This is a genomic window from Lentilactobacillus dabitei (assembly GCF_019061365.1).
GTDB classification, from domain to species: domain Bacteria; phylum Bacillota; class Bacilli; order Lactobacillales; family Lactobacillaceae; genus Lentilactobacillus; species Lentilactobacillus dabitei.
The window spans coordinates 1-11,365 of the sequence record NZ_JAHPPD010000083.1 but is presented as its reverse complement, the minus strand read 5'-3'; the positions used below and the strand labels follow the sequence as shown (position 1 = coordinate 11,365).

General features: G+C 41.0%; 9 protein-coding genes, 1 tRNA gene and 1 pseudogene. 7 read left to right on the top strand and 4 right to left on the bottom strand.

Going from position 1 to position 11,365, the window contains the following annotated elements; translation table 11 throughout:
- Window positions 1-675: 675 nt before the first annotated feature.
- A tRNA-Lys gene (locus KTE19_RS11100) sits at window positions 676-748 on the bottom strand.
- A 260-nt stretch (window positions 749-1,008) separates the two neighbouring features.
- Here KTE19_RS11100 and yycF point away from each other — a divergent pair.
- The 6 genes from yycF to KTE19_RS11070 all read left to right on the top strand — a co-directional run bounded on the left by yycF (window position 1,009) and on the right by KTE19_RS11070 (window position 7,928).
- Complete coding sequence (gene yycF, locus KTE19_RS11095) at window positions 1,009-1,725, top strand: response regulator YycF (RefSeq protein ID WP_217162168.1); 717 nt, start codon at window positions 1,009-1,011, stop codon at window positions 1,723-1,725.
- 37 nt (window positions 1,726-1,762) lie between these two features.
- Window positions 1,763-3,616 (top strand): cell wall metabolism sensor histidine kinase WalK, encoded by a 1,854-nt coding sequence (walK, locus tag KTE19_RS11090; protein ID WP_217342297.1) that lies wholly within the window; start codon window positions 1,763-1,765, stop codon window positions 3,614-3,616.
- The gene (locus KTE19_RS11085; RefSeq protein ID WP_217162164.1) at window positions 3,606-4,904 is read left to right on the top strand and encodes a YycH family regulatory protein; all 1,299 of its coding nucleotides are present in this window, start codon (window positions 3,606-3,608) and stop codon (window positions 4,902-4,904) included. Before walK ends, KTE19_RS11085 begins: the two co-directional genes overlap by 11 nt.
- An 18-nt stretch (window positions 4,905-4,922) precedes the next feature.
- A complete protein-coding gene (locus KTE19_RS11080) occupies window positions 4,923-5,753 on the top strand; it encodes a two-component system regulatory protein YycI (protein WP_217162162.1) in 831 nt (276 codons plus the stop codon).
- 21 nt (window positions 5,754-5,774) lie between these two features.
- A complete protein-coding gene (locus tag KTE19_RS11075) occupies window positions 5,775-6,578 on the top strand; it encodes an MBL fold metallo-hydrolase (RefSeq protein ID WP_217162159.1) in 804 nt (267 codons plus the stop codon).
- A 96-nt stretch (window positions 6,579-6,674) separates the two neighbouring features.
- A complete protein-coding gene (locus KTE19_RS11070) occupies window positions 6,675-7,928 on the top strand; it encodes a S1C family serine protease (protein WP_217162157.1) in 1,254 nt (417 codons plus the stop codon).
- Window positions 7,929-8,031: 103 nt separating this feature from the next.
- Here the strand turns inward: KTE19_RS11070 and KTE19_RS11065 are convergent, their stop codons facing one another.
- Window positions 8,032-8,175 (bottom strand): hypothetical protein, encoded by a 144-nt coding sequence (locus KTE19_RS11065; protein ID WP_217162155.1) that lies wholly within the window; start codon window positions 8,173-8,175, stop codon window positions 8,032-8,034.
- Window positions 8,176-8,776: 601 nt separating this feature from the next.
- Between KTE19_RS11065 and rlmH the strand changes: the two genes are divergently transcribed.
- Complete coding sequence (rlmH, locus tag KTE19_RS11060; RefSeq protein ID WP_217162153.1) at window positions 8,777-9,256, top strand: 23S rRNA (pseudouridine(1915)-N(3))-methyltransferase RlmH; 480 nt, start codon at window positions 8,777-8,779, stop codon at window positions 9,254-9,256.
- Window positions 9,257-9,375: 119 nt separating this feature from the next.
- On the opposite strand, the pseudogene KTE19_RS11055 reads toward rlmH, so the two are convergent.
- Together KTE19_RS11055 and KTE19_RS11050 are read right to left on the bottom strand one after the other, a co-directional pair.
- A pseudogene (locus KTE19_RS11055) lies at window positions 9,376-10,277 on the bottom strand (IS30 family transposase); the annotation flags it as partial.
- A 593-nt stretch (window positions 10,278-10,870) separates the two neighbouring features.
- The coding region (locus KTE19_RS11050; protein WP_217342296.1) for a hypothetical protein at window positions 10,871-11,365 on the bottom strand (495 nt) is incomplete at its 5' end.

Genomic DNA, 11,365 nt, shown 5'->3' with positions numbered 1-11,365 from the left:
GGCGGCTGATTCGCCTTGTTTATATAGGTTGATGATGTTTTGTTTGAATTCTTTGTCGTAACGAGTTGGCATGTAAAAATTTCTTCCTTTTGAGAGACGATTTATTCATTATACGCTCTCTTAAAAGTTGTCTCAGGAATCAGCTTACATCCAAAGTATATCAAAAAAGCATAGATCTTGGACAGCTTCTAAGTTCATCAAATGAACCTAAAAACCACAACGTCGATGCCATAAAATAGCAACTTTAGGGGTTTCATTGGGACTACTTTAACCATCGTAAAAGCCCATTCTGACAATGATTGATTAGCTTTAAAGCGGTAGCTAACTTGTTGGTAAATGTTGGTATTTGGAAGCAGCTTTGTTAGTGGCGTGCCAGTAAGTGCTTCTCTGGTGCTATCTAGCGATGGTATCGCAAGCTAAACCTAAGATGCTTGATAATGCAGGAAATTGATACTTTTGGGCTGATGAATGGGAGCATAAAAAAACATCCCTCATCAAAAAGGGATGTATACCAATTCAGGGCTGGCACATTAAATATATTAAGTTATGTTTAGGGTCTACCGATTTGCTTACCATTGATTACGTGTAAATCGAATTAAATCGGATTATTAAAATCAAAAAAAGCAGCAACCACGGCGTTTTAAAGCTGCATGGCTGCTACTTAAATATTGTTAGTGGGCAGTCAGGGGCTCGAACCCTGGACCCACGGATTAAGAGTCCGTTGCTCTACCAACTGAGCTAACTGCCCATTACTAACCGACTTAAATATAATAGCATATGAAATTTTATTTTGCAACAGCTTTTCTAAAAGTAATTCCAGTTGTGAATTCTTTTGGACTTTTTCCAAATTTTGTCCACTTGCTATTAAACGATTTGAGGGCGGATGCGGACATTATTCGGATTTATTACGCGACAAATGAGCTGTGTTATAATGGCAACATGTTGGCGTGTGCAATTAAATGAAAAAGAAAAATAACAATACCAAATCCATGTTAGGAGAAATTGTTAATGGCAAAGAAAATTCTAGTAGTTGACGATGAAAAACCAATCGTTGATATTGAGAAATTTAATTTAACTAAAGAAGGCTATGAAGTTTCCGTAGCTTACGACGGTGAAGAAGCGTTGCAACAAGTGAAGGACGTTGATCCAGACTTGATCATCTTGGACTTAATGCTGCCAAAAGTCGATGGCTTGGAAGTTGCCCGAGAAGTTCGTAAGACCAAGGACACCCCTATCATCATGGTGACGGCCAAAGATTCAGAGTTGGATAAAGTGTTGGGCCTTGAATTAGGTGCCGACGATTACGTTACCAAGCCATTCTCTAACCGTGAACTGGTTGCCCGGGTAAAGGCCAACTTGCGCCGTCAGGGAACTAGTAACAACAACGCTAATGAAGCTGATGATAACCAAGACATTAAGATTGGTGACTTGGTCATTCATCCAGAGGCTTATTCCGTTTCTAAACGGGGTGAAAATATTGAATTAACCCACCGGGAATTTGAACTATTGCACTATTTAGCTCAACACATTGGCCAAGTAATGACTCGTGAACATTTACTCCAAACCGTTTGGGGCTACGATTATTTTGGTGATGTCAGAACCGTGGATGTAACCGTTCGAAGACTCCGCGAAAAAGTTGAAGACAGCCCAAGTCATCCAACCTGGTTAGTAACCCGCCGTGGGGTTGGTTATTACCTCAGAAATCCAGAAAGTGACCAAGCCTAGATTTAATGAATTCAAACATAAGGGGTATTAGCTGGTTGTGAATAATCGAATCAAGTTTTATCAATCAATCAAATTTAAGATCGCGCTGGTTTTTGCACTGGTATTACTGGTCACCCTTGAAATTGTTGGGGCCGTATTTGTGAGACAGTTGGAACATCAAAACCTATCAACGTTTAAAAATCAAATCCAGCTTCAGACATACGTAACCAATTCATTAACTACGCAATTATCACGGACCAACGAAACGGCTGCTAATCGGCGAATTCGGACAATTCTAAATGATACAGATAGTCCGAATAACGCGCAAATTCAGGTTATTGATACAAAGGGGACCATTCGGGGAACCAATCAAGTCAATAACCAAGTGGTTGTCGGTCAAAAAACCACCGATGATAACGTCAAAAATGCGATCTATGGCCGAACGACCATCGAAAAGAATACTTATGACTCAACAACGGATACGCGATACTATACGCTTATTTCGCCGTTGATTAAGAGTTCTGGAAATAACAGCACTATCGTTGGGGTCGTTTATACCAAGGCAAACTTGGATACAGTCTATCAGAATATTAACAATATTACGGTGATCTTCTTGTTTGCCGCATCGATCGCGATTATCTTGGGGTTACTCATCTCAATCGTTATTTCGCGGGCGATTACCCGGCCGATTGAAGAAATGAAGAAGCAAACGATTCGGATTGCCCGTGGCGATTACTCTGGTCAAGTTCATGTGTATGGAAATGATGAGTTGGGCCAATTGGCAAGTGCTGTTAATAACTTGTCAGTCAGGGTCGAAGAGTCCCATGAATCAACGGAATCTGAACGCCGGCGACTGGATTCAGTGTTGGCGAACATGACCGATGGCGTTTTAGCGACCGACCGCCGAGGTAATGTCATCATTATCAACGAAACGGCGGCCAGCTTTTTGAATCGTGATGAAAATCAAGCCATGGGTCAATCAATTCTTGATGTGCTGGATATTCGCAAAGATTATAGTCTGCGGGATTTACTGGAAAAACCAGATGAACTGATTCTTGACTTCTCTAGTGACGACCACAGCTTAATCCTTCACGCCCATTTCTCACTGATTCAGCGGGAATCTGGGTTTATCAGTGGTTTGGTTTGTGTTCTCCGGGATATCACCGAGCAGCAACGAATCGATCAGGACCGCAAGCAATTTGTTTCCAACGTTTCTCATGAACTGCGAACGCCGTTAACCAGTGTGCGGTCCTACATTGAAGCTTTGTCCGATGGTGCTTGGAAGGATCCCAAGCTGGCACCCAAATTTCTTAAAGTGACCCAAGATGAAACCGACCGGATGATTCGGATGATCAATGATTTACTCACCTTGTCACGAATGGATTCGGGTACCCAGAAGATAGAAGTCGAACTCGTCAATATCAACGAACTTTTCAACTATGTCTTGAACCGCTTTGACATGATCCTCAAAAAGGATGATCATCCGGAAAAAACCTATACGATTAAACGAAAGTTCACGAACCGCGATCTTTGGGTAGATTTGGATACCGACCGATTTACCCAAGTTCTCGATAACTTAATGAATAATGCGATCAAATACTCGCCAGATGGTGGTGTGATTACCTGTCGGCTCTATGAGACCCGCAATAAGGTCATTTTAAGCATCAGTGATCAAGGTCTGGGGATTCCGCGTAAAGATATCCCTCACATCTTTGATCGGTTCTACCGAGTTGATAAGGCCCGTTCTCGTCAACAAGGTGGCAGTGGCCTTGGCCTTGCAATTTCTAAAGAAGTGGTTGAGGCACTTAAAGGTCAGCTTTGGGTTGAAAGTGTCGAAGGAAAAGGCTCCACATTTTATATTGCCCTGCCATATGAACCAATAAAAGAGGAGGACTTATGGGATGAAGTTTAGTAAATACTTGATACCAATTGCTTTAACCATTGCGGTTATTGTCAGTCTTACTCTTTCGATGGTTCTTTGGACGAATCCAGCTAACTACCGCAGCAAACAAAATACCAATCAAAACTCGCAAACTGAATCGATGATTAAGCCAAAGCACTATGTCTATACGCCCACTCAGGCGGTTTATACCAACCGTGAGGGCAGCCAAAAGATCATGGTTAACCGGTTGGTCAATGTGATCGCCGAAGTTAAAAAGACGATGCGCGACTACCAAGACCCCAGCATTAAAGAAACCAGTAGTGGTTCGCAAACTGAATATTTCAAAATTGCCAACCAGCCAAATTCCATTATGTTGAGCTATCCAACGCCGGTATCGATGAAAATTTTAAACAATAATGTGAACAATCGCTTCAAGAAATTTCCGAATCATACGGTAACGAGAATTGTGCTGCCGACGACTGATTCGACGAAGATTTATTTGCTGAACGATCAAGATTTCAAAGTGTATCAGGTTAAAGTAAAGAAACACAGCTTGAAATCATTGAATAATGTCCTGAAATTGAGTATGCGAACAATTCCAGCAACCTTTAAGTTGTTCAATAAAAAGCCGTTGGTTTACGTGAACACCTCGGTTCAAATGGAACCCTACGAGTATCTGGTGGATCGTCAGTCAGAAGATTACTACGTCAGTCGCTTGCTGAGTAACGATGATTCTCAAAATATTAATGCCAAACGCCACAAGAATGTGGTCATCTATGGTGATCAGAATTCGATGGAATTGATGTTTAACTCGAAAACCCGGATGGGGAGATTTTCTGATTATCGGCCCAATAAAAATCGCCAGAATATGACTTCTGTCTTGAATAACTCTTATAACAAGTTATCCGATCTGGGATTGCCATTGGATAACGTGCGGTTCTTTGATTACGATAGTGGCAGTCGGACCGTGATGTACCGCACGTTTGTCGAAGGATTCCCGATTTTTCGGGCAAATGGCTTTGGCACGATTTCGACTCGAACAATCAATTCCAGTGCCCAGCGAATGAACTTTTCACTTGATAATCCGGAAGTGCCGATTCCAAGTAAAAAGGGTTACTCGACGTTACCAGCAACAGCTACATTGATCAAACGATTGGTCAATAGCGGTTATAAAGTGAAAGACATTAAGAAAATTCAAATTGGTTACGGTTGGCAAAAGGATAAGAACTCACCATTGCTGGTCAATTTAACACCGGATTGGTACATCTTTTATAACGGTAAGTGGCAATCCTATACGTCAATGATTAATCACTATTAGGGAAGGAGGGGGAGTTAAATGAACTTTCGGCGGATTGAAATCATTTTTTTAGTCACCTTTATTGCGATCGATATCTTCTTGTTTGGCATGTTTCAAAAGAACACCGATCTGCAGGCGGAAAACGTTTCGCAGGGCGATTCAAACGCAAAGATTGTTAAAGAAATGCGAAATGATCAAATTAAGGTAGATGATTTGTCCAATAAAAAGGGCTTTGCCTACTACCTTTCCGGAACCCAAGATGATTTACTTCGAGATCAAATGGGCCAGCTGGTCAATCAGACTCCCCACTACATTGGTCACGAGTTGGAGAGTGAATTTAAAGAACCCGTCACGGTCAGTGCAGATGCCCCGCAAAAGACGATTAACCGGATGATGTCTGATCCCACCTTTATCCTATTTGGTGATGAATATACGTATAACAAACAACTTTCAACCTCGCGAACCATCGTCTATTCACAGAAGGCCATGGGGGGACTCATGTACTCCTCGGAAGCCCAAATTAGGTTTGCGTTGAATTCAAATCACCAAATTGTGAGTTACAGTCAAACCTATCTCCAGGATATTAAGAGTTTGCGTGAAAAATCGGAAACTATATCAGAAACCCGTGCATTAATTTGGCTATATCAGTATAATGAGATACCAAACAACACCAAAGTTGCCTGGACAGAGTTAGGTTACACAAAACTATTATCGATCGATGATGACCGGGTGTTTATTCCAACTTGGATCATTGCGATTAAGCCGCAAAATTCCACTCAGGTTCAAATCAAACGGATTAACGCATTTACTGGTGGGATCATTAAGGAAACTAATGAGAACCTGAAAAATAGTCAAGTTTCATCTGAATAATTAATGTTGGGAAGAATAACAATGGATAATGATGATATGAAGATTAGTGTGCTTGCCAGTGGCAGTACTGGTAATGTGACCTATATCGAAACCCCGCAGCACAAGATTTTGCTGGATGCTGGGTTGAGTGGTAAAAAAATTGCGAATTTGATGAAATCGATTGGTCGGGATCTCAACGATGTTGATTCGTTGTTTGTGACCCATGAGCATTCAGATCACCGTCAAAGCGTTGGCGTTTTGGCCCGTCGATATCACATGAGTGTGTACGCAAATCAGGGAACTTGGGATGCTATGAGTTCTCGAATTGGCAAAGTTTCTGATGAGCAGAAGAACATTTTTCCGCCTGATACCGTTGAAGATTTTGGCGATCTGGATGTCGAAAGTTTCTCGGTGTCACACGATGCTGCCGAACCACAATTTTACGTGTTTCATCATCACAATAAATCCTTTGTCGTCTTAACTGACACTGGTTACGTTTCTGATCGGATGGAAGGTGTCATCAAGGACGCCGATGGCTATTTACTGGAATGTAATCATGATATTGAAATGCTGGAAAACGGCGAATATTCTTGGCCATTGAAGCAACGAATCTTAGGTGATCAGGGCCATTTGTCAAATGAAGATGGGGCCAATACTATGTTGGACGTCATTGGGCATCGGACTAAGAAGGTCTTCTTGGGTCATCGCAGCCAGCACAATAACATGAAATCACTCTGTCATTTGACGGTTGCTTCGATCTTGGCCGATCACGATATGGGAGTTGGCAAAGACTTCAAGTTATATGATACGGAGCCAGAAGAAGCTTCGCCTTTAATGATTGTTTAGATTTCCTTTAGAGATTTATAAAGTTTACAACACACTTTTTTCAAAAAAATAAGGTATTATTAGAATGTAATAGAGAAAGAGAAGGGGGAACACTAATTGGCACAAAAAAATGGTTTTGGAAAATTAATTGCAACTGCTGTAATTGCCGGCGCTTTGGGCGGCGGGATTACTTATGGTGGTATTTCGTACTTTGATAACAATAGCAGTAGTACTGGAACAGAATTAATTTCTGGTAGTAATAAGAATGGCAACACCAAGATCAGTAACATGAAAGTGAACCTCAGTACCCAAGCCGAACAGGCATTTAATTCAACTAAGAGTACCGTTGTCTCTGTCATCAACTTACAACGTGAAAGCCAAAGCGACAATACGCTGGCTGGCATTCTTGGTGGTGATACTTCTTCTAGTAAGAGTAAGAAGAGCGGCGAGTTGGAAGCATCCAGTGAAGGTTCTGGGGTCATTTACAAGAAGAGTGGCAATAGTGCTTACATTGTGACTAACAACCACGTGGTTTCCGGTGCCAATGCCCTCGAGATCATTTTAAGTGATGGTTCTAAGGTTTCCGCTAAAGTTGTCGGGAAGGATGCTGTCACTGATTTGGCAGTTATTAAGATTAACTCCGACAAGGTCAATAAAGTGGCAACGTTTGGTAATTCAGATAACATCAAGGTTGCCGAACCGGTTCTCGCAATTGGATCGCCACTTGGTTCTCAATACGCAACCTCGGTGACCCAAGGAATTATCTCTGCTAAGAAGCGAGAAGTTCCGCAAACTTCAGAGAGTGGTCAACAAATTGGTAACGCAACGGTTATTCAAACCGACGCGGCAATTAATCCTGGTAATTCAGGTGGTCCCCTCATCAATTTAGCTGGTCAAGTGGTTGGCATCAACTCAATGAAGTTGGCTTCTGATCAACAGGGAACCAGCGTTGAAGGAATGGGTTTTGCAATTCCTAGTAATGAAGTTGTGACAATCATCAATCAACTAATTAAGAACGGTCAAGTGGTTCGACCGGCACTGGGAATTGGTTATACTGACCTTTCCAATGTTTCTGAAGAGCAGCAACGCTCCATATTGAAGCTTCCTAAGAGTGTTACCCAAGGAGCGGTCATTCTTCAAGTGAACGCTAATTCACCTGCTAAACGTGCAGGATTAGCCAAATACGATGTTATTACCAACCTTGACGGTCAGAACATTACTGAACAGAGTCAGTTGAGAGATATTTTGTATAAACACAAGATCGGCGACAAGATTTCGGTTACTTACTACCACAAAGGCGATAAGAAGACTGGCACGATTACGTTGAATCAAAAAGCAACTAACAAGGTATTGAGTGAAGCAAGTAAATAAGGCGGGATAATCATTAGCGAAGCCCAGAATCCAAACACAGCAGCCATTCCAAATCTTGGAATGGCTGCTGTGTTTGGTTACAAGGTTCACCTCTCAGCCGAATTTATTCAGAAACGTTTTTGACAGGAATGAACAGGATGACCCCATCGTCTGCTTGAAAAACATTGTAGTGTGCCGCTTGCGGCCGGATACTATCGGGAAGCAGAAATGCGTTCATATGATTAACAGATTGAATTTTAATAACCATTTTAATCACCTCTATTAAGTAAATACGTAAGGGATGGTGGAAATGATTTTTAGTGACGTCAAAAATGAGGAAAATGAACATTTTTGCCATTTGAATTTTAACTGATAACCCGTTTCCGAACGGTCTAAGGAGCATCGACGAATCTTGCCCCTACATGATGGGTAAAAGCCGAACTACTATGTAAATTCCGTGTAAATAATTAACGAACAAATTAAAGAAGGGAGATCTATCCACATTTTACCTGTGGATAACTTTGTGGATAATCCACAAGCTTGGTTGAATTATTGATATATAAACATTAAGAAGTTATCCCCCGAAATGACAAAGTTATCCACAGAAATTGTGGATAACTTTATTGGGGATAAAATCGGTTTTTGTTTGGTCGCTGGATTACTGGTATAATAAGGTTTGCATCAGTAGATTGCGAACAGATGTTTTCCACAATTTTGTGGATAAGTAATTTGGCTCTTGACAATTCTGAAAAAAATGCGGGTTCCAAAAATAATAGTTATGTGCATAAACCTGTGGATAACTTTGTGGACAACTTGTTTATAAGCCCACTTTTGTACACAGACAAATTAATTTTGGAGGAAATGTGATCGTGAATATCAAGTTAGTTGTCGTTGGAAAATTAAAGGAAACCTATTTTAAACAGGGAATTGCTGAATACGCCAAACGGTTATCGCGTTTCTGCAAGTTTCAGATCGTTGAGGTTCCCGATGAAAAGGCTCCTGAATCTCTGAGCCAAGCGGAAATGGATGATGTGATGGATAAAGAAGGTTCGCGGATTTTGGCCAAAATAAAAGATCGCGAGTACGTATATGCACTTGCAATCTTGGGTAAAGAACGATCTTCTGAGGCCTTCGCTAAGGAGATCGCGGACTTAACCACCTATGGTCATTCAGATATTACGTTTGTGATTGGTGGTTCACTTGGTCTGTCAAAGGAAGTTCTCGATCGCGCGGATACCCAAATTTCATTTGGTAAATTTACGTTGCCTCACCAGTTGATGCGGTTGGTGCTGACGGAGCAGATTTATCGGGCGTTTATGATTAATGAGGGGAGTCCGTATCATAAGTGATGTGGGCTTCGTCGGCGGCATATATATCATATTGAGGAGATAATACGTTAGAGGAATGTATATCTTTAATTTTAGCCCAAATTGTCAAATCAAGTGCAACATTTAGGAGACACTACTTCGTAGTGGTGAAGTGATTTGCCTTTGGGAATGTACTCACGGATAAGCCCATTGTGGTTTTCATTGGTTCCTCTTTCCCAAGGGGAATAAGGATGAGCGTAGTAGATTTGAGTGCCTTTTACCTGATTAAGTTTGGCAAACTCGGCACCATTGTCGAATGTAATACTGTTAAAAGCCGCCGATCCATAAAGACGAATGGTCTCTTGGAGAGCTTGATAGCAGGTCTGCGCGTGGTAGTTAGGCAACTTGATCATGATTTCATATCGTGAGTAACGTTCGGTTAACGTCAGGATAGCTGGTTCGCTAGACACTCGTCGACCCTTAGCCAGGTCGCCTTCCCAGTCACCAAAATGTTCGCGTTTCAGAACGCTAGTTGGACGCTTCTCAATTGAAGCGCCTAAGCGCTTCTTATTCAACCGTTCGTGATGCTTTCCTGGACGTTTGATTCGTCGACGAAGCTTTTCAGGCAGGTCGGCATTTTTGATTGGTAACAACCCACGATCAATATAGCGATAAACGGTCGGTGTTGATGGCTTAGGGGAGGTTGGATGAATCTGCGAGAAGTAGTGAACAAAGCTATCGACGCTTTGGATTCTAGGACGCTCTCGTAGGGCTTGAACCAGCAGTGTTTGAGAAGCCCTTTTGAATGGCAATGAAGGCGATGATTTTGATAGCTTATTTGACCACTATCAGCAAAGTAACGGGTATAGTACTGATAGTCCACATTACGCTGCAAAACCGTACCACGCTTTAACTCACGGATGATTGTACTAACTGTCCAATGTAGATGATTAGCGATCGCATGGGCAGATTTCCCCTGCTCGTAGAGCACTTGAATTTCACCGCGTTCCTCGGGTTGAAGTTGTTGGTAATGTCGTTGAGTAGTATGCTTGATCTGGGTCATAGAGAAGTCCTTTCTTGATTTGTTTGGTCACTATCAAGCGTAGGTCTCTATGGCCTATTTGTATACTTGGCTCAGTGTTGCAGTTCAATTTTAAATCCGGGTCTTTAATTTTAGTCGTTTTAAGAAAATAGATTTAAAAGAATGAGGATTAAATTGGTTTTTAGATGACGATATCGTTCATCAAATGTTAGATTATTTTGGAGATGGACATAAAATAAGCATGCGAGAAATGAAATTACGGATATTGGAACTGTGTCCGATATTTTTGATGGCATACACTGCATATATTGCAGAAGCAAAACCGTTTAATAGGAAGTCTGTTCATAATATAATTAAATGGGATGGTAAAAATTATGAAGTCGACTATACAGCCCTACAAAGATTTTGGACAGATCTTTTGTTTAAAATCTCTATTCCACGGGATGATCATAAAGAATTTATAGAAGCGATTACTGTCAACCCCGACGCAAAAATATAGTTTCTTACCGATTAGTTTTTGAGTGTATCACTGCTCCTTTCGCCCATGATTTGTATTGGACCTAATGCTTCTGGCCCTGAGTTATCTTTTTTCTCAATTAAGTTGTTATTTTCTGCTAACTGTCCTGAATCAGTTTTTTTAAACACATTTTAATAAATTCTGTTTCATTCTCGAAATCTCCATCAGCATTAAGTAGAACCCCATTCGATCCATAAACAATGAAGCTAGCATAATACTCATCCAACTTGCTATCGGTCTTATCTTTCTTCTTTCTTCCAACATAATCGTTAATTAATTTACTAATTAGATAAAATTCTTGCTTTACTAACTTTTGAGAAACATCATTGATTAGCTGTGAATCTCCGCTCCTATTTTCAAATTGATGAAATATTACTGCACTTTCTTTTGCGGAATCAACTAACTTATCAAGAATTTCTTCTATATCGTTCTTAGATGTAAATGATGCAATGATATCCTTCCGCTTGTTCATCTCCGTGTCTACCACATTATCAATGACTGCATCATAAATATTGGATGTAAGCTGATTCCTGAGACAACTTTTAAGAGAGCGTATAATGAATAAATCGTCTCTCAAAAGGAAGGAATTTTT

Excerpts from the sequence above, each read along its gene's own strand:
- yycF (WP_217162168.1), top strand. The coding sequence starts at position 1,009 with ATGGCAAAGAAAATTCTAGTAGTTGACGATGAAAAACCAATCGTTGAT.
- KTE19_RS11085 (WP_217162164.1), top strand. The coding sequence starts at position 3,606 with ATGAAGTTTAGTAAATACTTGATACCAATTGCTTTAACCATTGCGGTT.
- KTE19_RS11080 (WP_217162162.1), top strand. The coding sequence starts at position 4,923 with ATGAACTTTCGGCGGATTGAAATCATTTTTTTAGTCACCTTTATTGCG.
- KTE19_RS11075 (WP_217162159.1), top strand. The coding sequence starts at position 5,775 with ATGGATAATGATGATATGAAGATTAGTGTGCTTGCCAGTGGCAGTACT.
- KTE19_RS11065 (WP_217162155.1), bottom strand. The coding sequence starts at position 8,175 with ATGGTTATTAAAATTCAATCTGTTAATCATATGAACGCATTTCTGCTT.